Origin of the sequence: Mesorhizobium sp. B2-7-2 (genome assembly GCF_006440775.1) — a bacterium.
Lineage (GTDB): Bacteria > Pseudomonadota > Alphaproteobacteria > Rhizobiales > Rhizobiaceae > Mesorhizobium.
Map to the genome: position 1 here is coordinate 64,533 of NZ_VFTZ01000017.1, position 23,744 is coordinate 88,276.

Genomic DNA, 23,744 nt, shown 5'->3' on the forward strand with positions numbered 1-23,744 from the left:
ATGGGTCAAGGCAGCGCCAGCCTTCCCTTCTCCCCCTTGTGGGAGAAGGTGGATCGGCGCGATAGCGCCGAGACGGATGAGGGGTGTTCCAGCGGAGTGAGACGCCGGTTTCCCTGGAGCACCTCTCATCCGTCGCCTCGGCGACACCCTCTCCCGCAAGGGAGAGAAGGGGAGCCCTCACGACATCAGCGGCATCGGCCCCTTCAGCGCCTCCGCCAGCGCGTTGCGGAACACCGCGATCGGACGCACCAGCCTTCCCGCCGGCGGGCGGTGCAGCAGCCAGCAGCGCACCTGCGGCTTGAAGCCGGGGCAGTCGACCACCTCGACCGCGTCGCGCCATTGGCTGCCCGACAGCGCGCCCGGCGTGACGACGCCGATGCCGTGGCCGCGCGCCACCAGCGACATTCTCAGATCCGCGCCCTGCGCCTCCACGCCGACATGGAAGGGCAGCCTTGCCGCCTCTAAGCGATGGCGGATGAAGGCGCGGAAGCCGCAGCCGGTTTCGTTCAGCACCCAGGGGTAGCGCGCGAGATCGTTGAGCTCGGCCGGCTTCGGCACGCCGAGGTTTGGCGCGGCCACCAGCAGCACCGCCTGCACGCCGAGATCGTCGCCGACGAGCTCCGGCGGCGGCTCCACACCCTCGGCGAGGCAGACCGCGACGGCATCGATCTCGCTGTGCAGCACCTGCTCCACCAGGCGCGGCGACAGGCTGGAGGTGATCTTCAGTGTCAGTTGCGGGAAGGCCGCGCGAAGACTGTCGAGCGGCTCCGATAGCGCGCTGGTCGAGAGGTAAGGCATGATGCCGAGACGGAACTCGCCCCTCACCTCGCCGGCCGGCGAGACGCCCGCCTTCAGATCCTCCAGCGAGCGCAGCACCCGGCGGCCATGCTCATAGGCCTCGCGGCCCGAGGCGGTGGGTTTGAGCGGCTTCGACTGGCGGTCGAGCAAAGGCGTCGCCAGCCGCTCCTCGAGATTCTGCACCCGCCGCGTCACGCCGGGCTGGGTGAGGTTGAGCCTGGCCGAGGCGCCGACGATGGAGCCGGTTTCGACGACGGCGACAAAAGCCTCGAGGTCATGGATGTTCATGCGCAACTCGCATAATGATTATCAGATCATTTCAATTGTAGCATTATGATCAGTGCGAATAAAGTCCTCGCGAAATATACAAACAGCGAGGCTACCCATGAACGGAACAGAGAACGCCCGGATCGCGACGGCCGAGTTCGCCGATCCGTCGCCGCATGCCGGCGGCACGATCACCCGATCCCAGACGCTGCTGTTCGCCGCTTCGGTCGGCATCATCGTCACCAATCTGTTCGCGCCGCAGACGCTGGTCGGGCTGATCGGCCCGTCGCTGGGCGCCGAGGTATCGGAAAGCGGCTTGGTCTCGATGGCTACGCTGCTCGGCTATGCGGCCGGGCTATTCTTCATGGTGCCGCTGTCCGATCTCCTCGAGAACCGCGTGCTGGTGCTGCGCATGCTGTGCATGGCCGCGCTCGCGGCGGCGGTCGCGTCATTCGCGCCGTCGGCCGCCTCGCTGCTTGCCGTGCTGTTCGTGCTTGGCGCGGCCTGTTCCTGCATCCAGGTGCTGGTGCCGGTCGCGGCCTCGATGGCGCCGCCGGGACAGGACGGGCGCGTCATCGGCGACGTGATGAGCGGGCTGATGATCGGCATCCTGCTCTCGCGTCCGATCGCCAGCCTTATCGCCGACGCCTTCGGCTGGCGCGCCTTCTACGGCATCAGCGCCGCGGCACTGGCGCTGCTTGCCATCCTGCTCGGCTTGACATTGCCGAGGCGGAAGCCGCCGCTGGCGCATACGAGCTATGCGGGGCTCATCGCCTCGCTGGTCGGGCTTCTAGCCCAAGAGCCGGTGCTGCGCCGCCGCGCCTTCACGGCAAGCCTGGTGATGGCGGCCTTCAGCGTGTTCTGGACGGCGGTGGCGCTGCGCCTCTCCGCTCCGCCATTCGATCTCGGCCAGAAAGGTATCGCGCTGTTCGCATTTGTCGGCGCCGGCGGCGCGGCGGCGACGCCGATCTTCGGCCGCGCCGGCGACCGCGGCTTTACGCGCACCGCCACGATCCTCTGCCATCTCGTGCTGATTGCGGCGCTCGGCCTCGCCGCATGGACCGGGGCGGCCAAAGCCGGGGCATGGCTGCCGCTCATCCTCATGGGCGTCAGCGCCGTGCTGCTCGATATCGGCGTCACCGGCGACCAGACGCTGGGCCGCCGCGCCGTCAACCTGCTGCAGCCAAAGGCACGGGGCCGCATCAACGGGCTGTTCGTCGGCATCTTCTTCATCGGCGGCGCAATCGGCTCGCTGCTTGCCGGCATCGCCTGGACCTGGGGCGGCTGGAACGCGGTGTGCGCGGTTGGAGCGCTGTTCGGGGTGGTGGCGCTGGTGGTGGATTGGACCGAGTAGCTCGATCTTCTCCTCCACGCTTGTGCGAGAGGAAGCTATCCAATCCCACCCGTCACCCTATACGCCCCGCTGACGCGCCCATCCGGCGACCTCACAATGGCCGTGACGATGGAGCCATAGGCGCCGCGCCAGACGCTATGGAAGCCTTGATGGGTCGTGGCCGGCACGATCACGCGACCGGTGAATCGGTTACCGCTGCCTTGCATGAAAACCGGCTCGCCGTTGACGTGGACTTTGACCACCGCCGCGTCGCCGGTCTCCAGCGCGATCGCGATCTCATCGGTGTCGCCGGAGCGCGTCGTCTCGGCTGTGAGCGCCAGCGTGAGCGGGGCATCGCCAACACGACTTGCCGCGCCCCTCCCCTCGAACACATCGCCGGCCAGCGCCGGCGTGCGCGGCGGAACGGTGCGGCGCTTCGTGGCGCGCTCGTAGTCGCCGGCGATCCTCAACAACGCAACGTCGTCATAAGCCTTGCCGGCGAAGGTGAGGCCGACGGGCATGCCGATATCGGCCATGGCGCCCATCGGCACCGTCACGGTCGGGATGCCGAGATGGCGCCAGACGAGATTGCCGTTGGCGACCCAGGTGCCGTTGCGCCAGGCGAGCCGGGCGGAAGCCTCGTCGACGTCGGCATCGGCCGGACCGACATCGGCGACCGCCGGCAGCACCACGGCGTCGAGGCGGTTGGCATCGAGCCAGTCCTCGAAGTCGGCTCGGCGCGTTGCCTCCAGGCCCTTCAGGCCTGCCTCGATGGCGGGAATGTCCGCAAGCGAGGCCACCCCGCGCTTCGCTCGCTCGACATACTGCGCCAGATCGAAATCGGCATCGCCATAGCGATCGCGCAACGTGCCCGGCGGTTGCGGGAAGATCTTTGCGCCGTCGACCGAGGCGAGATCGGGGATCGCCGGATCGGCATTGGCGCGCAGGAAATCGTCCCAGGACCAGATGGACAGGTCCCAGATCTCGTATTCGGCGAATTCCGGCGGCACCAGGCCGCGGTCGACCATCGACAGCGCGCCCGCACGGTTGCGTTCGTAATTGGAGACGACAGGGAAATCGACCTCGACCACCTCGGCGCCGAGTGCTTCAAGGTCGCGCGCCGCCTGCCGCCAGAGATCAAGCACCGAGGCGCGCGTCTCGATCGGGCGCTCCGCGCCATCATCTTTGCCGATATACATTCTCGGCACGCCGAGGCGCTTTCCCTTGAGCGCGCCCTGCACGGCAAGCGCTGTGTAGCTCGCCGGCCGCAGCGCCGAGGCTTTCGGGATTTGCACCCAGGGCTGCACGCGCCAGAAATCGCTGCGCGCCTCGGCATCGTCGGCAACGATGACGTCGAGCAGCTCCAGCATGTCGGGAATGGTGCGCGTATGCGGCACCACCACATCCATGGTTGGCACCAAGGGCCAGTTGCCGCGCACCGAGACCACGCCGCGCGAGGGCGTGTAGGCGACCAGCGCGTTGTTGGAAGCCGGCGCCCGGCCGGACGACCAGGTTTCTTCGCCAAGGCCGAACGCGGCGAAGCTGGCGGCGGTCGCCGTGCCCGAGCCGTTCGACGAGCCGGAAGCGAAGGCGGCGGTGAGGAAATCCTTGTTATACGGACTTTCGGCACGGCCGTAGACGCCGCGCTGCATGCCGCCATTGGCCATCGGCGGCATGTTGGTGAGGCCGATCAGCACCGCGCCGGCGGCGCGCAGCCGGGCGATGGTGAATGCGTCTTCCGTAGCGACGAGATGCTCGAAGGCCGGCGAGCCGGCGGCCACCGTCAGCCCCTTCGCCTTGTAGCTGTCCTTGGCGGTGTAGGGGACGCCGTCGAGCGGCCCGAGCGTCTTGCCCTCGCGGCGGCGCCGGTCGGACGCTTCGGCCTCCTCGAACATCTTCGGGTTGAGGATCGGCACGGCGTTGAGCGCGATGCCGTGGCGATCGTAGTGGGCGATGCGCCTGAGATACGCAGAGACAAGCTCGACGCTGGTGACTGTGCCATCTTCCAGCGCGCGGCGCAGGTCGGCGATCGAGGCTTCGACGAGGTGGAGCATAGTAGGAGCGAATATCCCTGCAGAGGCTGCGTTCCGTCACACTTCTGCCCTGCCGGGCATCTACCTCGCAAGGGGAGATCGATGTCGCCATCGCTTTCGCCAATCGCTGACGCTGCAGAGAGGCGCCGTCGCAGGAAACTGCCAATCTTCCTGCTTGCGGGGGAGATGGCCGGCAGGCCAGAGGGGGCTGTCCAGCCCGCCTGTCAGGTAATCCAAGGGCGCCATTCATTTTTCCGGACGAATGCCCGCCTCTCGCCCTCGTGCTCTACGCTCAACCCACCAATCATTCTGCCAATCCTCATAGCCGAGAAGCGAGCCCTCCATCCGTTCGAGGGCTTCGTTCCAGCCGGTCTTGGCGGAGACTTTCGATGCCAGCACATATGCGTCTATTCGCCATTCCTCGCCGGGGAGTGCGAAGAAGGCGCGCCGCCATCTTTCGAACTTTGGGAAGCGAGCGCGCTGGGCGTTGGTGAAGGGCGTGTCCATTATGCGGCGCACCAACCGACCCGAGCGGACGAATGGGTCAAAGCGGGCCAGCGTTTCCGTCAGCCACTCCACCGGATAGGTGTCTTGGAACACAGCAAGAGGCTTGCGACCTTCCAGCATCAGCGGCAGCTCGAAATTCGTGTGAACGAGATACGGTGTCTCGCGGATCGGATGCCAGGGCTCGATGCGATTGAGCCTCGGGTCAAGCTCGCGAGGTGGGATGCAGATCGCGCCCAGCCTTTGAATATCTCCCGGGTCCAATTCCCATGAACCTGATAGCTGTGTGCTGCTGCAACCCAGAATCGCGCCAAGCTCTTTCAGGTCCAAGACGCAGATCCGAGCCTCAGCGACAGCCGAACCGGTCGCAGGATCGATCTCCTGCAGGACAAAATAAGTGGATTCGGCAGTGTTGCTCATGCGGCGACGATGGCTGCTCGGACTGTCCTTGTACAGGTCTTCTTCGGACAGGCTGGCGGGACAGCGCCCCTCTGCCCTGTCCGTCCTTCGCTACGGCGAAGGGGTGAACCGGGTATCTCCCCCGCAAGCGGGAAGATCGATGTCGCAGCCGCTTTCGCCAATCGCCGCCCCTAAACCCCCAGCACGCCCTTAACCCGCTCGCGCGTGTAGGGTAGATCGTAAATCCGCATCCCCGTGGCATTCCGGAACGCATTGGCGATGGCGCCTGCGGTTGGGCCCTGGGCGGCTTCGGCGACACCGAGATAGGGCGTGCCTGGATTGTCGACGACCTGCACCTCGATGCTGTCGGGCACCGCGCTGAAGCGCAGGATCGGATAGGTCGACCAGTCCGGACTCAAGATGCGCGTGCGGTCGAAATGCACCGCCTCGTAAAGCGTCCAGCTCATCGATTGCAATATGCCGCCCTCGGTCTGGTTGACGATCGAATCCGGGGCGACGGCCTCGCCGCAATCGACCGCCGCGACAGCGCGCGACACCTTGATCGCGCCGCTGTCGCTGTCGACATCGGCTTCGAGCGCGACGGCCAGATACGCGGCGTGGTTCTTGTACTTGGCGAAGGCGAAGCCCCTGCCCTGGCCCGCCGGCAAAGCATCCTTCGACCAGCCGAACTTTTCGGCCGCGACCTCGATCACCTTCCTGGCGCGGGGGTCTTTCAGATGGCGAAGGCGGTATTCGACCGGATCGGCGTTCGCCGCCAGCGCCAGTTCGTCCATGAAGCTTTCGATGGAGAACACGTTGCAATAGGCCCCTAAGCCGCGCAGCGAGGAAACGCGCACCGGCATGTCGGCGATGAAATGCCAGTTCACGCGCTGGTTGGGCACGTCGTAGAGCGGGATCGCGTTGCGGTCGCCATTGCCGAGCGGCGATATCTGCAGCTTCGCGGGATCCGGTGGGAAATGCCGGTCCATCAGGCGGCCGGCGATCAGCGATCCGGCCGAGCCCGGCCGTGTGCCGTGACTGTTGCTCCACAGGTCGTAGTGCCAACTGACGATGTTGCCGTTCTGGTCGAGTGTGGCGCTCGCTCTGGTCAGCATCGCCGGTCCGTATGGCTCCCACAGATGCTCCTGGTCGCGCATCCACTGCACGCGCACCGGCTTGCCCGGCACTTTCTGCGCAATCAGCGCGGCGTCGGCCGCCGCATCGTCGGCGCCGTTGTGGCCGTAGCAGCCGGAACCTTCGGTATGAATGCAGCGCACCTTTTCCTCCGGCACGCCGAGCATCTGAGCAATCGCCTTGCGGTCGGGATAGACGCCCTGCGTGTGCGTCCACACCGTCGTCAGGCCATTGTCGACCATGGCCACCGCGCTCGACGGGCCGATCGAACCGTGCATCTGGTAGGCGCGAGTGAACTGCGCCTCGAGCGTCCGGGCGCCCGGCACGCTATCGGCGCCGACCGAGGTCACGGCGCCGACCTCCGATACGGATTTTTCGAGGAAGGCCGGCAGGTCGTACTGGTCGGGAAGCGCCGGCTGCTCCTGCCACTTGGCGACGCCGGCCATGGCGCGCATGGCCCTCACCGCCTGGAATTCCTGCTCGGCGACCACGGCCAGGAAATCGCCTTCGCGCACCACCGCGATGACGCCGGGCATCGCCTTGACGGCGGCATCGGCGAAGTCGGTGAGCCTGGCGTTGTAGCTCGGCGGACGCACGACGCGGGCATGCACCATGCCGGGCGGCCGCATGTCCTGCACATAGGCTTCCCCGCCGGTGACCTTGGCCGGGATGTCCACCCGCGCAAAGGGCTTGCCGATGGCGTGGTAAGCGGCGGGCGGCTTGAGCTTGGTGTCGGCCGCCGCATCGACATGCAGGAAGTCGGCCGAGACCAGTTCGCCATAGCTGGCCTTGGCGCTGTTCGGGCCGACGATCGCGCCCGCCTGCGCCTTGAGCGCCTCGACCGGCGCGCCGAGCTTCTCGCTGGCCTTGGCGATCAGGATCTGGCGCACCTGCGCCGAGGCGTAGCGGATGGCGGTGCCTGAGTTCTGGATCGTCTGGCTGCCCGCTGTGTAGCCTTCGTTCGGCGTCAGCGCGGTGTCGGCGGTGACCAGCTTGATCGCGGCCGGCTCGACCTCCAGTTCCTCGGCCGCGATCTGGCGCAGCGACGTCTTGGTGCCCTGGCCAAGCTCGGCCTTGCCGGTGAAGACGGTGATCGAACCGTCGGCGTCGATGCGGATCCACGCGTCGAGCGAGGGCATATCGGCCAGGCTGCCGGGTCGTTTCGGCTTAGCCGCCTGGCCGCCGGGCGCGGTCGGCACCTCGCCCTCCTGCGCCTCAGCGGGGATCGCGAAGGAGACGACCAGCGCGCCGGCTCCAGCCAGGAAGCCGCGGCGAGTGACATCGGGAAGCGGGTTCGGTGCGTTCATCATCCCCTCCCCGTGGCGGCGGACGGCGCCATGTTGCCGGCGGACTTGCCCTGCATCAGGTCGCGGGCGCGAGCCACGGCCCGAAGGATGCGCATATGCGTGCCGCAGCGACAGAGGTTGGGCTCCAGCGCCTGCCTGATGTCGGCGTCGGCGGCATCGGGCTTTGCCTCGAGCAGCGCCTGCGCCCGCATCATCATGCCGGCAATGCAATAGCCGCATTGCGCCGCCTGTTGTTCGATGAAAGCTTTTTGCATCGGGCCGGGATCGTCGATGGTGCCAAGGCCCTCGACTGTCTTGATCTCGCGCCCCTCGACCAGCATGGCCGGCGTCAGGCAGGAAAAGACCGCCTTGCCGTCGACCATCACCGTGCAGGCGCCGCACTGGCCGAGGCCGCAGCCGAACTTGGCGCCGTTGAGCTTCAGATCGTTGCGCAGCACATAGAGCAGCGGCGTTGCCGGATCGACGTCGACGTCATATGACGTGCCGTTGACGTTGAGCTTAACCATCAGTCCTTGGCTCCCACATTGTCCGGGCTGCGCTCGATGCCGTCCGAAGGCTGGACGCTGACCCGGTATTTGCCGCTCCTGGTGTCGGCGGTCTTCGCCTTCGCGTCCGCCCATGCCGGCTTCTGTGCATATGCTTCACGCAGATAGCCGAGCAGGTCCGCCACCTGATCGTCGGTCAGCGTCGCGGCGAAGCCGGGCATGATCGGGCTCTCCCGGCCGCTCGCCGCCGGCAGGCCAAAGAGCACGACGTTGATTGCATTTTGCGGATCGCGCGTGGCGATCGTGCTGGAGAGATGAAAATCGATGCCGCCGAAAGGCTGCGGCCGGCTGCCGTCATGGCAGGTGGCGCAGGCCGCCTGGAAGATCGCGCCGCCGCGGCTTGTCGGACTGCCGGTGGTGGCGCTGGCCGGTATCGGCGTGCCGCCCTGGTCGATCGAGAGCTTCTTGCGGATGTCCTCGGCTGCCGCCGCGCGCTCCGGCGTCGGCTCGCCCATACGCGAGCTCAGGTAAGTGGCGATGGCGCTGATATCGGAATCGGACAGACGGCCGAGATTGCCGGTGACTTCGGCCATCGGTCCGTTGGCCACGCCGTGATCGGCATGCCAGCCCTGGCGCAGATAGTCAAAGAGGCTGTCATGCGTCCACGGGATCGGGGCTGAGGACGATGCATCGAGCGCGAAGGCGTCCCAGCCCTCCGCTTCGCCGCCTGCCAGATGCGCGCCTTTCCGCTCGGCACCCAGGGCATTGCGCGGCGTATGGCAGGCGCCGCAATGGCCAAGCCCTTCGACGAGATAGGCACCGCGGTTCCATTCGGCGCTCTGCGCGGCATCCTCGCGATAGGCGCCCTTGTCGAAGAAGAGCAGCTTCCAGCCCGCCAGCACGAAACGCAGGTTGAGCGGGAATGGCAGCTCATTGGCGGGAGGCCGGCTCTCCACGGCATGTCGCGTCATCAGATAGGCGTAGAGCGCCTTGTTGTCCTCGTCGGAGACCAGAGTGAAATGGTCGAACGGGAAGGCAGGATAAAGGTGATCGCCGTCGCGCTCGACGCCTTCCCGCATCGCCCTGCTGAACGCAGCTTCCGACCAGCGGCCGATACCGGTCTTGGGGTCCGGCGTGATGTTGGTGGAATAGATGGTGCCGAATGGCGTCGGCACCGCTAGCCCGCCGGCAAAGGACTTTCCGCCGGGCTTGGTATGGCAGGCCGTGCAGTTGCCGACCGAAGCGAGCACCGCCCCCTTCTCGATCAGCAACTTGTCGAAGGCGGCGCGCTGCGGCGGTTCAATCGGGTCGATCGCCGGCTTCCAGGCATAGGCGGCAAAGCCCGCCAGGCAGACGACAACAAGAATGAGAACGCTGATCCAGAAGCGTTTCAAGGAAGGGCTCCTTGCGCAGAGCGCAGCAGCAGCCCGGGACATCCAGCGGCTACGCGCCATCGGATGAACTAGGCAGGAGCTGCGCGCCGTCAATTGGCGAAGGCGCGGAAGCCGCTGATCTTTTCCCCAGAGAGATTGTCTGTCACGCGGGCCTTCGCCAATCGCCTCAGCTATTCCGGCGCCCCGGCACTCACCCTAGTTCCACCCAGACCGGCGCGTGGTCGCTTGGATTGTCCCCTCCCCGTACTTCGCGGTCGATGCCCGCCCCTTTCAGTTTTCGAGCGAGCTTCTTCGACAACAGAATGTGGTCGAGCCTCAGGCCGGCGTCGCGCGGCCAGCGGTTCCGGCGATAGTCCCAGAAAGTGTAGAGCCTCTCCTCCTTGGGAAAAACCTTTCGCAACGCGTCTGTCCAGCCCTGCGCGATGAGCGCGGCGAAGGCGGCGCGGCTTTCGGGTTGCACCAGCGCGTTGTCATCATAGGAGCGGGTCTCATAGATGTCGCGCGGTTCGGGCACGATGTTGAAGTCGCCGGCGAGCACCACCGGCAGGCCGGTGTCGAGGAGCTCACCCGCATGCGCGGCGAAGCGCTCGTGCCAGGCGAGCTTGTAGTCGAATTTCGGGCCAGGCCGCGGATTGCCGTTCGGCGCATAGAGGCAGGCGATGACGACGCCGTCGACCGCTGCCTCGATGTAGCGCGCCTGGCGGTCGGCATGGTCGCCGGGCAGGGCATCGCGCGTCAGCACAGGCTCGGCGCCACGCGCGAGGATCGCGACGCCGTTCCAGGTCGGCTCGCCCTTCCACACCGCGCCATAGCCGGCCTTGGCGAGCCGGGTCAGCGGAAACTGCGTGCCGCGCGCCTTCAACTCCTGCAGGCAGACGACGTCGGGCTTTGCCTTGGCGAGCCAAGCCAGCAGGTTGTCCAGACGGCTGTTGATGTTGTTGATGTTGAAGGTGGCGAGTTTCATTTACCGAAAGCGCCCCTCGCTTCGTCATCTTCGGGCTTGACCCGAGGATCCATTCCGTGACCGTCGCCGCGGAACGCGACGGGGCAGAATTCTGAACCGTTGCAACGCCTTAGCGTCACGGCATGGATTCCAGGGTCTGCGCGCGTCGCTCCGCTCCTTGCTTCGCCCTAGAATGACGACGCCGATGGCTGCGCCAGCCTGGCTTTTATAGTCTCTGCCACCGTATTCAGATGATCGCCCGCCGTAAAACCCGAGATCGCCTTGCGCGGTTTCAAATCATGGTCGCCGTCCTCCAGCCAGATCACCTCAATGGCAGGAGAAAGGCCGTAGGTCGCAACTTCTTCCTTGGTGCCGAACTCGTCGCGCGTGCCCTGGAAGATCAGCGTCGGCGTCTTCAGGTCGGCGAGGTGCTTTGTCCGCAACTGCTCAGGCTTGCCCGGCGGATGGAAGGGATAGCCGAGACAGACCAGGCCGGCGATTTCGCCCCTGGCGAACATCTCGTCGGCGACCATGGAGGCGACGCGGCCGCCCATCGACTTGCCGCCTATGATCAGCTTTCCGGTCACGCCCTTGGCGCGCAGATCGGCGATTGCCCTCACATATTCCGGGTTCACCGTTTCGGCGCGCGGCGGCGGCTTGCGATGGCCGTAGCGGCGAGCGGCCATATAGTGGAACTCGAAGCGTGCGACCTGAAAGCCGGCGGCCGCGAGCGCCCTGGCGGTGGCGGTCATGGAAGGCGAATCCATCGGCGCGCCGGCGCCGTGGGCGAGCAGGATGGTGACGGGGGCGGTGTCGAAGCCGTCGAAGAGGAAGTGGGTCATGGGTGCGCCAACCTCACCTTCTCCCCTTGCTGTGGGAGAAGGTGGCCGAGCGAAGCTCGGACGGATGAGGGGTGCTCCAGCTTGGCGGCCACGCCTATCAATATCGTTACCTGCGACAAGGTCACCAGCGCCTCATTCCTTCCAGCACCCCTCATCCGTCTCGGCGCTGCGCGCCGATCCACCTTCTCCCACAAGGGGAGAAGGAAGAGGCGCTCACCCCGCCGTCCGCGCCATATGCAGATCCACGAACTGTATGCCCTTCTGCGCAGTCCGCGCCCATTCGGACACCGCATCCAGCTCCAGATATCGCACCCACAGCCGGCGAGCCTCGGCCAGATTGCCCGCATCGAACTCCAGGCGCGCGAGGTTGAACACCGGATCGGCATAGGTCTTGTCGAGCGCAACAGCCTTCTGGAGGTGCCTTCGCGCCGATGCCATCTTGTCCTCGTCGCTCATCAGGCCGGCGAGGTTGAACCAGGCCTCGACGAAGCCGGGGTCGAGCTTTATCGCGCGGGCATAATCATGCGCGGCTTCGGCAACCCGGCCGGCGCCGCGCAGGCAATTGGCGCGGTTGAAGGCGGCAATCGCATCCTTGGGATCGATCGCCAGGCAACGCTGGTAGAGCGCGGCCGCGTCGTCGTGGCGCCCCTCCTCTTCCGCCATCTCGGCCTCGGCGAACAACTCCTCCAGCGTGTCATCCTCGGGTGAACCGAGGTCGAACAAAAGCTGGCCGTCGAGCTCGCTCCTGCCTTCGTCGAGATAGATCGCATCCGGGCGGCCATGCTGCGAGCCGAGATTGAGCGACTTGGCGGTGAGCGAGGCGACCGGGCCGGAGCGATGCACGGAGCGCGCGATCGCGCCCCAAGTGGCGCCGCTGGCGATCAGCCCGGCATATTTGCGGGCAAGGATCAGGTCTCGGAAGGAATAGGGTTCGCCGTCATGCTCCAAGGCATCGAACAGCGACAGAAGGTCGAGTTCGTCGCCGGCGAGTCGCGACTGGTCGATCAGCGACTGCCTGGAGAGCGACGCGGCGCCGGGCGCCTTCATCAGCCCAAGCAGGCGCACGAAACCGCTCTCGCTGATCAGCGCGCGGCCGGCTTCGCGCTCGACCTTCACGCGGCGCTCGATCTCGGCATCGCCGGATTTCGCCGCCTTGGCGAGAAGCGTGCGACCAAACACGACATGAGTGGTGCGGCGGGTGACGCCGCGCCTTAGCTCCGCATGGCGGCGCTCGACCTCGCGGGCAGCGAGGCGCAGCGGAAAGGCGGCCAGCGCGCCGATGACACCGAAGACGGCGCCGGGAACGATCACTGGCCCTGCATTTCCCGTCACTTCTTGCTCTTGCCGACAGCTTTCAAGAGGTTCGCCTTCAGCGGATTTTCAGGCGCGCCGCCGGCAGCCGCCTTCTTGGCGGGCTTGGCCGACGCTTCCTCGGCCTTGCTCTTCGACCTGGCCGGGGGTTTCGCCTGCTGCGAGAGGCTCGCCTTCAGCGCATCCATCAGGTTGATGACGTTGCCACGCTCGGGCGCGGCCGCGATGATCGGCTTATGGCCCTTCAGCTTCTCGCGGATCATCGCCATCAGCGCCACCTCGTAGCGATCCTCATAATTCTTCGGATCGAAATGGGTTTGCTTCTGCTTGATCAGCGCCTCGGCCAGCTGCAGCATTTCGGGATCCGGTTTGGCATCCGGGATGTTTCCGAAATATTCAGCTGTGCCGCGCACTTCGTTGGGATTCCTCAAGGTGCAGACGAACATGCCGTTCTCGCGCGCGCCGATCGTCACCACGCGTTCGCGGCTGGAGAGCACCAGGCGCGCGATCGCGAGCTTGCCAGACTTGCGCATCGCTTCCCGCAACACTGCGAAGGTCTCCTCCGCCATGGCGCCGTCGGGCGCGAGGTAATAGGGCGAGTCCTGGTAGATGACGTCGACCTCGCCCTCGTCGACGAAGGCCTCGATGTTCATCGTGTGGTTGGATTCGATCCTGACCGCATCGAGATCGGCGTCATCGATGATGATGTACTGCTTGTCCTCATATTCGTAGCCGCGCACCAGGTCCGAGCGCTCGACAAGGCCGAGCTCGGGATCGACCGGCTTCATGTTGATGCGGTTGTGGGTCTTCTTGTGCAGCTGATTGAACGAAATGCGCTCGCTCGCGCTGGTGGCCGGGTAAAGCCGGACCGGACAGCTGACGAGGCTGAGCTTGAGATAACCTTTCCAACTTGCCCTGGGCGCCATGATGAACTCCTACGCGGCCATGCACTGACAGTATGTTTGGAGCATGGTCTTGTCCAAAACCGGTTCCGGCCTTTTAGGGCCATGCTCTTTGCAGCGCTTCGTCCGTAGGACGATCAGCGCCGTGGAAATCCTACACCGACCCCTGATTGTACTGCCGAATTCCTGACGAAGTGTTTTCTGGGACGGTTGGCGCGGAGAATAGTTCAAATTGTAGCAAGCGTCGATGGAGATGGCATTGAGATGATGGCGGGACAGCGCCCCCCTCTGTCCTGCCGGACATCTCCCCCACGAGGGGGGGAGATCAGATGTCACGCCGGCTTTCGCCAATCTCCAACGTCGCAAAGAGAGCGCCAGCGGCGAGGTTGCTGATCTCCCCCCTTGTGGGGGAGATGCCCGGCAGGGCAGAGGGGGGCGCGAAGGAACGCGGCGCTCGCCGTTATCCTACCTTGTCAAACACAGGCAAATCCCTTGCCGCCTCGTCGATCTCTGCCCAGGGATCGCCAGATGTCTCCAACAGCCCCGGCAGCGAGGCGTAGTTCAGATCCTCCGGCGCGTCGATGGTCTCCAGGTCGGTCCAGCTCACCGGCGTCGAGGCCGGCAGATTGGTGCGGGCGCGCAGAGAATAGGGCGCGGCGGAGGTGTGACCGCGCGCGTTGCGGTGGAAGTCGATGAAGATGCGCTTCTTGCGGTTTTCCTTGCCCATCGTGGTGGTGAAGGTGTCGGGCGCGCTTGCCGCCAGCAAAGTCGAAATCGCGCTCGAAGCCTGATGCAGTTTCTTCCAGTTCTGCTTTCGGGTCACCGGCACGGTGATGTGGATGCCCTTGCCGCCGGAGGTTTTGGCGAATGGGACCAGTCCCAGGCTCTCCAGCCCGCCCTTGATGTGGACCGCGGCTTCGACCACCTCGCGCCAGGAAATCCCCTCGCCCGGGTCGAGGTCGAAGACGATCTGGTCGGGCTTGTCGAGCTTTGACCGGTGCGTGCCCCAGGTGTGGAATTCCACCACGCCGAACTGCGCCAGCGCAAGATAGCCCTTGGCGTCCTCGACCGAGAGATAGGTTTTTGTCTCGCCTTCCGAATTGGTGCTCTCGAACACGGCAACCGAAGCCGGCATGCCGGTGAAGGCATGGCGCTGGAAGAAGCAGTCCTGCGGCTTGCCGGTCGGGCAGCGCACCAGCGACACCGGCCGGCCGATGATATGCGGCAGCATGAAATCGCCGACCAGCGCGTAATAGACGGCGATGTCGAGTTTTGTAGGCCCGGTTCTACCGAACAGCCGCCGCTCCGGATTGGTGACCCAAATGGTGGCGAGGTCGGATTCGGCGATCAGCCGTTTGCGCTTGACCGGCACCGGTGTGGTCAGCCCGCCGATATCGCGCAACCCGCGGAAGACGCCGTGCCGGATCGCATTATCGGCGGTGCGGTTCGAATAGCGGACGCGTGCCGACAGCAGCGGCTTCACCCAATGCATCTCGCGCATGATCTCGCGCGGCACACCTTCGGGCGGGGTCGCGCCGGCGGTCAGCCGCTCCAGGCGGGCGAGCAGAGCCCGCGCCATCTCGCTGTCGAAGCCGGTGCCGACCTTGCCGCGATAGTGCAGTTCACCATTTTCGAACTCAGCCATGCCGAGCGCCGCCAGCCCTTCGGCCTGGTCGGAGACGGTATAGCCGGCGATGACGAAATCGTCCGTCTTCTGCGCCTTGGCCTTGGTCCAGTTCTTGGTGCGGCCGCTCTGGTAGATTGCGTCGGCGCGCTTGGAGACGACACCTTCCAGCCCAAGATCCGAAGCCTGATCGTACAGGCCCTGGCCGTCGCCCTCGACATGGTCGCTGTACTGGATGGCGGAATTGGCGGGCTGACCGGCGAGCAGCTCGGCGAGCAGGGCTTTGCGCTTCTGCAGCGGCACCTTGCGCAGATCCCAGCCGTCGAGATGGAGCAGGTCGAAGGCGTAGAAATGCAATTTGGAGCCGGCGCCCTCGGCCAGCGCGTCCTGCAGCAGCGCGAAGCGCGAGATGCCCTTGTCGTCGAGCACCATGATCTCGCCGTCAACGATCGCTTGGGCGATCGGCAGCCGCGAAAAGGCCTGCGGCAGATCGCCATAGCGTTTCGTCCAGTCGATTCCGCCGCGGGTGATCAACCGCACCTCGCCGCCCACGACATGCGCCATGGTGCGGTAGCCGTCGAACTTTATCTCATGCAGCCAGAGCTCGCCCGTGTCCGAGGCAACGCTCGTGCCGCCCGGTGGCTTCGGCACCTGGCTGGCGAGTTGCGGCTCGACGCGGGCGGGTGGCTCGGCCCTAACTGCGCCGGGCAGCTCGCCCGGTTTGAGCGAGCCGATTTTCGGCGGCAGGCGCTCGCGCTTCCTCGGCGGCGCCGCCAGTTCCTCGATGCGGCGGCCAGTCTTCACGCTTTCGGGGCGCGCCTCGAGAATGTCGAGCTTTGTATCGGAAGCGATATCGCGCTCTTTGAAGAGCAGCCAGTTCTTCTTGTTCTCGTCCTCGCCGGGCTTCGGCTTCAGCCGGGTCAGCATCCAGCCGCCATTGAGTTTTTGCCCTGCCAGCCGGAACTTGAACGCGCCGGTCCTGAGGCTTTTCTCGACATCCTCCATCGGCGCCCACGTACCGGTGTCCCAGACGATCATCGGCCCGCCGCCATATTCGCCCTCGGGGATGACGCCCTCGAAATCGATATATTCGATCGGATGGTCCTCGGTCTCGACGGCGAGGCGCTTGTCGGCTGGATTGAGCGAGGGCCCGCGCGGCACCGCCCAGCTCTTCAGCACGCCGCCGACTTCCAGGCGCAGATCGTAATGGTCGGCGGTGGCGTGGTGCTTGTGAACGACGAAGCGGTTGCCGGCACCGGCGGACAGGGCGCCTGCCGGTTCGGGGGTGCGGGAGAATTCGCGCTTGGCGCGGTAGGGTTTGAGGTTGGCGGGCATGGGTCAGACGCCGAAGGGCGGAATGGAATGCGGCGAAGGCCGAGTTCCTTCGCGCCCCCCTCTGTCCTGCCGGACATCTCCCCCACGAGGGGGGAGATTGGATGTCGCGCCGGTTTTCGCCAATCGCCCACACTGCAGGAAAAGCGGTGCCGACGAAGCTGCTGATCTCCCCCCTTGTGGGGGAGATGTCCGGCAGGACAGAGGGGGGCGCTGTCCCGCCAGCCTTGCCGTTGTCATGCTTAGTCGCTCAATCGTCAACAGCCGGCGTCAGTTCCAGTTCGGCGGGCGAAAGCCCTTGCCGCAACTGGCTCAGCCGGAACTCGTCGACCCAGTAGGCCTCGCCGTCGACCAGCACGCGGGCGCTGTAGGAGCCGCCGGAAAAGCGCTGCGCGGTGACATAGACCTTGTGGCGCTCAAGCGCGGTCTTCACCGCGGCGCGGCGGGACTTTTCTCTGGCGACGGGACTGGCCATGGCCTCACTCGAGCACGCTGCCGCTCCAACAGCGGCTGCCCATAAGGATGGCGGAGAGCAGGATGTGAGTCAATTTGCAGGGTGAAGGCGGCCCGTTCACCGCCCCGCACGCAGCCGCCGCCAGCGCTGCATCGCCTCCTGCGCGACCTTGAACAGGCGCGGGTTGGCGCGCACGAAAGCCACGCCCCGGCCACGGTATTTGATGGCCTCGCTCGCCGCCATGCCCTTCGGCGTGATGCCGTAGCAAAGTTCGGACAGAACCGACTTCACTGCGCCCATATGTTCCTTGTAGCTCTGGTTGCCGACCGACAGGTCGAAATGGTCGAACCCCTGCCCGCGCCCCCATCTGATCAGCTCGCCCATGATGCAAAGTCCCGGCGAGACATTGGGAACCGCACCCTGGTCGATCGCGACCAGCAGCGCGTGCAGCGTGCCCAGATGGACCGCCAGATATTGGACCGCGACCATCACGTCGCCGGCGCGCAGGCCGAAGATCCGCACCGAACCGTCGGTCAGGCCGCGATGCGCGGCCTTGCGGTAGAAATCGACGACCGGCGGTTGCGCCAACAGATCGAAGCGGCCGAGCTCGCGAAAACGGCTGAGCCGCATCTCGACCAGCTTGTCGAAGATGGAATCCACCAGGGCTGGCGTGTCGGCCTCGACCAGGGCCAGGCCGCCATTGCGATCGAGCCGGCGCAGGTCCTTGTTGAGCGCCTTGACGAAGGACGGGCGACAGATGCGCTTGACGACGGTTTCGGCGTCGCCATCCATGGCGATGCCATAGTGGGAATGTATGGAATCGCGCGCTGGCGAAAGCAGCGCCAGGGGATTGGCGATGCCGCCGATCTGTTTCGGGATACCGACGATATGGATGCGGTCGGCCGGCGGCAGCACGGAAAGCACCGCCGCCCATGCGGCCTCGGCGGATTGCCTGGTCCAGGGCGTCGCGTCGGCGAGCAACGGCGCGGAATAATCGCACACCCCGCAGCTCAGCCACTCGATCACCCAATGGTGGAATGCGCGGCGCCGCATCAACGGCACCAGCATCCTCAGCTCGCCCGTGGCGGCGTCCCTCACCTCGACGATGGCGAGATCGGCTTTTGGCGGCACAAGCCCTTCGACAATCCCTTCGGCCCAGGCGAAATGCTGGTGGCCGGTGCACACGCCCTCTGTCTCGAGACGCAGCCAGAGCGGCTTAACCGCTTCGAGGCTGGTGTGCAGCCGCGCCACATAAGCGCCGCCGGCGGCGTGCACTGCAGCCTCATCGCCGGCCAAGCCGGTCGTCATCGCGGCCATCGGCATTGCCTGGCTTGTCACATCATTCTCCTATCGTCTCTGGACTGCCAGCGTGGCCGCACGGCGCCAGGCGCCGAGCACGCTGGGGCGCTGCTCGTTCGGGTGCTTGGAGTTCCACATACGGTGAGCAGCGAAATACCATGAGGCCACAAGCACGAAGGTCTCGGAGACCGCGGCTCCGGCCAGCGACCATGTCGACGGGGCGACGGCCAACAGAATCCCGATCGCCGCCAGCCCGACAATCGCGCCGGCCATGGTGATGAAGGCGACGATGCGGAAATCGCCAAGGATCTCGAGGACCACGCGCGGCATGACATAGGCCATGATCGGCACGAAGTTGGCGATGGCGAAAAGCCCGATCAATCCGACCGAGGCATGCTGCAGCGCCTGGGATTTGATCATCGGCAAGATGAACAGGATGTCGCAACCATAGGCCAGGCTGCCGAGCCCCATGACGAGCGCCCAGACCTTGGCCTGCGTCCACACGCGGTCGAACTCCTTGTTGCGCGCCAGCTTTGCGAGTTCCGGCTGGGTCATGTTGGAGAAGGCAAGGCTGGAGATGCGCAGCGGCGCAAACAGCACCAGCACCGCCGCCAGCGGCGCATAGGCCGCGGGTCCGGCGATGCCGGCGACCAGCAGGGCCAGGCATTGCCCCTGGATGTTGGTGGTTGTGGCGCTGAACCCCGACCAGCGAAGCTGCGGCCAGAGCTTTGCGTAGCGCCGCAAGGTCGGCGCACGAAAGGAGATGCGCAGCTTGCGGCGCGCCAGCTTCACCAGCACTGCGATGCCGACCATGTTGGCCACGGCAAGCGCGTAGAAGGTGACCTGAAGCGCGTCCGCGAAGAGCCAGATCGCCGCTCCTGCGAGCACTATGCCCGCGATCGTGAACGCGGCGTCGCTGATGGAGACGACAAGCTGCATGCGGCGCGCGAAGAAGGCGGTGCGCATGTGGCTACGCAGCGACCAGGCCCCGACGAAGCAGGCGGCGCCGATGCCGCTCGGGTCGCCCAGGAGGCGCATCAGCAGCCCGGTGCCCAATCCCATCAGCAGCGCCACCACCAGCGCCGCCGATCCGAAGGTCACGTCGTAGGCGTCGACGCCGGCGGAGTTGGCGCTTTTGCTCATCCATACGGTGGCGGGAACGGCGGTGAGCGAGCGGATATAGGACAAGCCGACGCCGCCCATCACCATGGCCAGCGCGAAGAGCCCGTAACCTTCGGCCGACAAAAGATGCAGCAGCGCGATGTTCAGGGCGAAATGGAAGCCGCTCTGCATCGCCTCGCCGCCGATCATCAACATGAGGCGCCGCACCAGATGGGCCGGGAAGGTGAACTTCACGGGCTCGTCTCCGCCTCGCGGGCGACACGCGCCCGCCCCTGCCGCGGCGGCGTCGCCTTCAGCTTGTCGGCCACGATCGCCACGATCGCGGCGGCGGCGATCGGCTCGCTGAAGAGCGCCTCGTAGCGCGCACGACCGGCGGCGGCGAGGCCGCGCCACAGATCGGGCCGCAGGATGATCTCGCCGAGCTTGCCGGCAAGGGCGGCGGCATTGCCCGGCGGCGCATGCCAGCCGGTCTCGCCGTCGGCCACCACTTCCACCAGCCCGCCGATCGCCGACACCAGCGGCGGCCGCCCCCAGCCCATCGCCTCGATGGCCACGCGGCCGAGCGATTCCGGGCGGCGCGACGGCACCGCGACGATGTCGGCCCAGCGATAATGGTTAGTGGGGTCGGAAACGAAAGGCAGCACCTCGACGTGCCCGGTCAGGCCCATGCGCCCAACCAGCTCGGCCAGTGCCTGCTCGCGCTCGGCGCTTTCGAAGGCGCCACCGACGAGGCGGACCTCGACACGGTCGCGCAACTCGGCGGGAAGCGAGGCGACGGCTTCGAGCAGCACCTCCTGCCCTTTGATACGGTTGACGCGGCCAAGCAGGAGGACCTTGAGCGGCCGGTTGCCGTCATAAGTCATCGGCAGTGCCGCGGCGGGACCGGCAACGCCGTTATAGACGACATGCGTGCGCCGCCCCTCGGCATCGAGGGCCGGCGGATCGCCGAAGGTGGCGCGCGTTGCGCGCGAGTTGAAGATGAGATCCGCCTTGCTCCAGCGCATCAAGGCGACAAGCACCTTGCGCAGGACGCCCTCGGGAATCTCGTGGATGTGCAGCAGCGCCTTGCGCGGCAGGAGCCGCGCGGCCAGCGCATAATCGGCGATGATCGAGGTGTTGATATAGGTCAGGTCGCTGCCCCGCATGCGCCGCCAGGCCCGCCAGAGCGCCGCCGGCAGCCGCGCCATCTCGACGGTGGCGAGCTTGAGCATCGCCTGGCGCCTGAGCACCCAGAGCGGTTCGAACACGATGCGGCTGGCATGCGGCTTGAGGATGTCGACAATCGGTCCCTCGCGCGGCAGCACGACCTCGATCTCGGCGGCCGGAAACGCGGCGCGCAGCGCTGCCACGCTCTCCGCGAAGCTGCGGTCCGAACCATAGAGCTCGTAGCCCTGATGAATGCAGGCTATGCGCATTGCTATCTTTCCACCTTGCACCCCGAGTCCGCTCAGTACCGGACCCTTCAAGCGCGGAAGGAACTTCATGCCAAATCCGCACGCCGCTCTACCCAGCGGTGGCCACTGCAGGCCCGGGAGCAAGGATCGTGCCGGGTCCCGAATGTCCGGCCGCGACCCAGGAACCCCAGCCGTGCCCCATATCGATACAGATACGTGGCGAAAGTTGACCGATGATGAAGCAAGCGAGGTAGCTTGAAGAGAAATTTTACACCTTCATGTGAATATTCGCCCTGGGGGTACCCTGGCACGGAAGTTGCTGGGCGTGTCATTGCCGTAACAACAACCATGACCGGACCCTGGGGATTCCTTTATTTTGAAACCGGAACGACCTTCCACCCTGATCGAAAAGCCTTCGATCCTGATCCTGGGGACGCGCGGCATTCCGGCTTCTCACGGCGGCTTTGAAACCTTCGCCGAGCGGCTGGCGCTTTTCCTGGTTGGACGCGGCTGGAAGGTCGGCGTCTACTGCCAGAAGGAGGTCGGGCGCGTCGGGCAAAGGGTTACGAGCGAGACCTGGCGCGGCATCGAGCTCATCACCATCGAGGTCGCCTCCAAGGGTCCGCGCGCGACACTGGAATTCGACTGGCAATGCGTGCTCGACGCCGCCAGGCGGCCGAGCGTGTGCCTGGTGCTCGGCTATAATGGCGCGGTGTTCCTGACCTGGCTCAGGCTCATGCGGCGCAAGATCATCACCAATATGGACGGGATCGAGTGGCGGCGGCCGAAATGGGGGCCGGCGGCGCGCAGCTGGTTCTGGCTCAACGAATGGATCGCCGCCTGGGTTTCGCATCGGCTCATCGCCGATCACCCGGCGATCGCCGACCATCTGGCGACAAGGCGACGGCGCGGCGCCATCGCCACCATCGCCTATGGCGCGGACCCGGTGACCTCGGCGCCAGAATTGCCCGTTCGCGCGCTCGGGCTCGAGCCAGGCAAATATCTGGTCTCGATCGCGCGGATCGAGCCCGACAACAACATCCTGCCGATCATCGAAGCCTTCCGCAGCCGCGATCGCGGCGACATGAAGCTGGTGGTGCTCGGCACGCTCAACGACGACATTCCCTACCACCGCGCCGTGCGCGCGGCGGCAGGGACCGCGGTGATCATGCCGGGCGCGATCTACGATCGGGCGACGGTGCAGGCGCTGCGCTATCATGCGCGCGCCTATATGCACGGCCACACCGTGGGCGGCACCAACCCCTCGCTGGTCGAGGCGCTTGCCGCCGGCAACATGGTGATCGCGCATGACAACCGCTACAATCGCTGGGTCGCCGGCGAGGCGGCGATTTACTTCAGCGATGCCGACAGCCTGAGCCATCGGATCGACGAGGCGTTGGCCGACGACGCGCTGGTGGCGCGCTGCAGCAAGGCGGCGCGAACGCGGGCCCGCGAGGCTTTCCGCTGGGAAGATGTGCTCATTGCCTACGAGAGGGAAGCGCTGCGGCAACTCGGCGTCACCAGCGCCGTGCCGGCGAAAGCCGACCGCGCCAAGCACGCATGACCGGTTGGTCGCGCCGCCGGCTCCTCGGCGCGGCGCTGGTCGCGGCAATAGCGCCGCTGGCGAGCGCGCTTCCGCCACTCTCATCTTCAGTGCGTGCCGCCGGCGCATGGCCGTTCAGGCGCGGCATCAATACATGGCCCTGGTTTGCGCTGACGCGCGAATTTCCTGCACCCCGCACCGACTATGACTGGCCGCCTTTCCAGCCGCAGCGGCCGGTGCCGACGCCGGCCGACCTTGCGCGGCTGCGCGCCAGCGGGCTCGACTTCATCCGCCTGCCTGTCGATCCGGGGCCGTTCCTGGCCGCCGACGCGGGCCAGCGCGCCGAGCTGATGGCAATGCTGAGCGGGGCGGTCGAGGCGGCGCTCGCAGCCGATCTTGCTATCATCGTCAACGTGCAGGCCAATGGCGCCACGCATTACTGGAATCCCGACCACATGTATTCCAGCACCGGCGCGCCGGAATTCGCGCGCTACCAGGTCTTCGTCGGCGAGGTTGCCGGCATGCTGGCGGACATGGCGCCCGGCAGGATAGCGCTAGAGCCGGTCAACGAGCCGCCGCAGGACTGCTCCTCCGGGCTGTGGCCCAAGGTGCAGGCGGCGCTGCTGAGCGCGGCGCGGGGCTCGGCGCGTAACCTGCCGCTGCTCGCCACCGGCGGCTGCGGCTCGATGGTGCGGGGCCTCGCCGCGCTCGATCCGGCGCCGGTGGCGGCCTTCGAGCCGATCCTGTTCACCTTCCATTTCTACGAGCCCTATCTGTTCAGCCATCAAGGCGCACCGTGGATGCGCGAGCCGGTCTACCGGGCGCTGAACAATGTGCCGTGGCCAGCCTCCGCCGGGACGCTGGAAAGAACGCTGGCCTCGGTCAGGACAAGGATGGCGCAAGATTCCGGGACGTCTGACGAGGCCAAGAAAGCCGCGTACGAAGAGACCCAAAAGGTGCTCAAAGTCTATTTCGATGCGCAGCCCGACCGCCGCTTCATCGACCGCTACCTCAAGCAGGTGAGCGACTGGGCGCAAACCCATGGCATCGCGCGCGAGCGCATTATCATGGGCGAGTTCGGCGCGTTGCGCACCGATGCACGATACACAGCCGCGCCCAATCCGGATCGTGCCCGCTACATCTCCGATGTCCGGCAGAGCGCCGAGGCCTTCGGTTTTGCCTGGGCATTCTGGGACCTGTTCGACGGCATGGGCATGATGGACGACACCACGCGCGCGCTCGACCCGGCGATGGTCGAGGCGCTGGGGCTAAGAATGCCGCGCGCTTGATTTGCTGAATCACCAAACCGCGCTAAGGGTTTGGT

The 23,744-nt window shown here is 66.1% G+C and carries 18 protein-coding genes; 3 read left to right on the forward strand and 15 right to left on the reverse strand.

Annotated elements, in window-relative coordinates:
• Positions 1 to 177 precede the first annotated feature (177 nt).
• On the reverse strand, positions 178 to 1,086 hold the full coding sequence (locus FJ425_RS22005) for a LysR family transcriptional regulator (RefSeq protein ID WP_140726011.1): 909 nt from the start codon (positions 1,084 to 1,086) through the stop codon (positions 178 to 180).
• Between the two features lie 97 nt (positions 1,087 to 1,183).
• On the opposite strand from FJ425_RS22005, the gene FJ425_RS22010 reads away from it, so the two are divergent.
• A complete protein-coding gene (locus FJ425_RS22010; protein ID WP_140726014.1) occupies positions 1,184 to 2,419 on the forward strand; it encodes an MFS transporter in 1,236 nt (411 codons plus the stop codon).
• Between the two features lie 35 nt (positions 2,420 to 2,454).
• Here FJ425_RS22010 and FJ425_RS22015 read toward each other — a convergent pair whose 3' ends face one another.
• The 14 genes from FJ425_RS22015 to FJ425_RS22090 all read right to left on the reverse strand — a co-directional run bounded on the left by FJ425_RS22015 (position 2,455) and on the right by FJ425_RS22090 (position 20,898).
• A complete protein-coding gene (locus FJ425_RS22015) occupies positions 2,455 to 4,452 on the reverse strand; it encodes an amidase (protein WP_140726017.1) in 1,998 nt (665 codons plus the stop codon).
• Positions 4,453 to 4,677: 225 nt separating this feature from the next.
• On the reverse strand, positions 4,678 to 5,355 hold the full coding sequence (locus tag FJ425_RS22020; protein WP_140726020.1) for a hypothetical protein: 678 nt from the start codon (positions 5,353 to 5,355) through the stop codon (positions 4,678 to 4,680).
• Between the two features lie 170 nt (positions 5,356 to 5,525).
• Positions 5,526 to 7,775 carry a molybdopterin cofactor-binding domain-containing protein gene (locus FJ425_RS22025; protein WP_140726023.1) on the reverse strand — a complete coding sequence of 750 codons (2,250 nt, stop codon included), beginning with the start codon at positions 7,773 to 7,775 and terminating at the stop codon, positions 5,526 to 5,528.
• Entirely contained in the window at positions 7,775 to 8,281 is a 507-nt protein-coding gene (locus FJ425_RS22030) for a (2Fe-2S)-binding protein (RefSeq protein WP_140726025.1), read from the reverse strand. The genes FJ425_RS22025 and FJ425_RS22030 overlap by 1 nt, the downstream gene beginning before the upstream one ends.
• The gene (locus tag FJ425_RS22035) at positions 8,281 to 9,573 is read right to left on the reverse strand and encodes a cytochrome c (protein WP_246677979.1); all 1,293 of its coding nucleotides are present in this window, start codon (positions 9,571 to 9,573) and stop codon (positions 8,281 to 8,283) included. The genes FJ425_RS22030 and FJ425_RS22035 overlap by 1 nt, the downstream gene beginning before the upstream one ends.
• A 271-nt stretch (positions 9,574 to 9,844) precedes the next feature.
• Positions 9,845 to 10,618, reverse strand: coding sequence for an exodeoxyribonuclease III (gene xth, locus FJ425_RS22040; protein ID WP_140631483.1), 774 nt, complete (start codon positions 10,616 to 10,618; stop codon positions 9,845 to 9,847).
• A gap of 167 nt (positions 10,619 to 10,785) precedes the next feature.
• The gene (locus FJ425_RS22045) at positions 10,786 to 11,439 is read right to left on the reverse strand and encodes an alpha/beta fold hydrolase (protein ID WP_140631487.1); all 654 of its coding nucleotides are present in this window, start codon (positions 11,437 to 11,439) and stop codon (positions 10,786 to 10,788) included.
• Positions 11,440 to 11,652: 213 nt separating this feature from the next.
• Positions 11,653 to 12,750 (reverse strand): tetratricopeptide repeat protein, encoded by a 1,098-nt coding sequence (locus FJ425_RS22050; RefSeq protein WP_140632045.1) that lies wholly within the window; start codon positions 12,748 to 12,750, stop codon positions 11,653 to 11,655.
• A gap of 17 nt (positions 12,751 to 12,767) precedes the next feature.
• On the reverse strand, positions 12,768 to 13,676 hold the full coding sequence (locus tag FJ425_RS22055; protein WP_140631490.1) for a Ku protein: 909 nt from the start codon (positions 13,674 to 13,676) through the stop codon (positions 12,768 to 12,770).
• Between the two features lie 436 nt (positions 13,677 to 14,112).
• Positions 14,113 to 16,611, reverse strand: coding sequence for a DNA ligase D (gene ligD, locus FJ425_RS22065; RefSeq protein WP_140631492.1), 2,499 nt, complete (start codon positions 16,609 to 16,611; stop codon positions 14,113 to 14,115).
• A gap of 247 nt (positions 16,612 to 16,858) precedes the next feature.
• Positions 16,859 to 17,083 (reverse strand): hypothetical protein, encoded by a 225-nt coding sequence (locus FJ425_RS22075; RefSeq protein WP_140544568.1) that lies wholly within the window; start codon positions 17,081 to 17,083, stop codon positions 16,859 to 16,861.
• A gap of 96 nt (positions 17,084 to 17,179) precedes the next feature.
• Entirely contained in the window at positions 17,180 to 18,400 is a 1,221-nt protein-coding gene (locus FJ425_RS22080; RefSeq protein WP_246673344.1) for a GNAT family N-acetyltransferase, read from the reverse strand.
• Positions 18,401 to 18,409: 9 nt separating this feature from the next.
• Positions 18,410 to 19,717: a hypothetical protein gene (locus tag FJ425_RS22085; RefSeq protein ID WP_140726030.1), complete on the reverse strand. Its 1,308-nt coding sequence runs from the start codon at positions 19,715 to 19,717 to the stop codon at positions 18,410 to 18,412.
• The gene (locus FJ425_RS22090; RefSeq protein ID WP_140726033.1) at positions 19,714 to 20,898 is read right to left on the reverse strand and encodes a glycosyltransferase family 4 protein; all 1,185 of its coding nucleotides are present in this window, start codon (positions 20,896 to 20,898) and stop codon (positions 19,714 to 19,716) included. The genes FJ425_RS22085 and FJ425_RS22090 overlap by 4 nt, the downstream gene beginning before the upstream one ends.
• Before the next feature lie 355 nt (positions 20,899 to 21,253).
• Here FJ425_RS22090 and FJ425_RS22095 point away from each other — a divergent pair, with 355 nt between their 5' ends.
• Complete coding sequence (locus tag FJ425_RS22095; RefSeq protein WP_246677978.1) at positions 21,254 to 22,441, forward strand: DUF1972 domain-containing protein; 1,188 nt, start codon at positions 21,254 to 21,256, stop codon at positions 22,439 to 22,441.
• Positions 22,438 to 23,709, forward strand: coding sequence for a cellulase family glycosylhydrolase (locus FJ425_RS22100; RefSeq protein WP_140726039.1), 1,272 nt, complete (start codon positions 22,438 to 22,440; stop codon positions 23,707 to 23,709). Before FJ425_RS22095 ends, FJ425_RS22100 begins: the two co-directional genes overlap by 4 nt.
• Positions 23,710 to 23,744: the final 35 nt, after the last annotated feature.

Excerpts from the sequence above, each read along its gene's own strand:
- FJ425_RS22005 (WP_140726011.1), bottom strand. The coding sequence starts at position 1,086 with ATGAACATCCATGACCTCGAGGCTTTTGTCGCCGTCGTCGAAACCGGC.
- FJ425_RS22010 (WP_140726014.1), top strand. The coding sequence starts at position 1,184 with ATGAACGGAACAGAGAACGCCCGGATCGCGACGGCCGAGTTCGCCGAT.
- FJ425_RS22015 (WP_140726017.1), bottom strand. The coding sequence starts at position 4,452 with ATGCTCCACCTCGTCGAAGCCTCGATCGCCGACCTGCGCCGCGCGCTG.
- FJ425_RS22020 (WP_140726020.1), bottom strand. The coding sequence starts at position 5,355 with ATGAGCAACACTGCCGAATCCACTTATTTTGTCCTGCAGGAGATCGAT.
- FJ425_RS22025 (WP_140726023.1), bottom strand. The coding sequence starts at position 7,775 with ATGAACGCACCGAACCCGCTTCCCGATGTCACTCGCCGCGGCTTCCTG.
- FJ425_RS22030 (WP_140726025.1), bottom strand. The coding sequence starts at position 8,281 with ATGGTTAAGCTCAACGTCAACGGCACGTCATATGACGTCGACGTCGAT.
- xth (WP_140631483.1), bottom strand. The coding sequence starts at position 10,618 with ATGAAACTCGCCACCTTCAACATCAACAACATCAACAGCCGTCTGGAC.
- FJ425_RS22045 (WP_140631487.1), bottom strand. The coding sequence starts at position 11,439 with ATGACCCACTTCCTCTTCGACGGCTTCGACACCGCCCCCGTCACCATC.
- FJ425_RS22055 (WP_140631490.1), bottom strand. The coding sequence starts at position 13,676 with ATGGCGCCCAGGGCAAGTTGGAAAGGTTATCTCAAGCTCAGCCTCGTC.
- ligD (WP_140631492.1), bottom strand. The coding sequence starts at position 16,611 with ATGCCCGCCAACCTCAAACCCTACCGCGCCAAGCGCGAATTCTCCCGC.
- FJ425_RS22075 (WP_140544568.1), bottom strand. The coding sequence starts at position 17,083 with ATGGCCAGTCCCGTCGCCAGAGAAAAGTCCCGCCGCGCCGCGGTGAAG.
- FJ425_RS22090 (WP_140726033.1), bottom strand. The coding sequence starts at position 20,898 with ATGCGCATAGCCTGCATTCATCAGGGCTACGAGCTCTATGGTTCGGAC.
- FJ425_RS22100 (WP_140726039.1), top strand. The coding sequence starts at position 22,438 with ATGACCGGTTGGTCGCGCCGCCGGCTCCTCGGCGCGGCGCTGGTCGCG.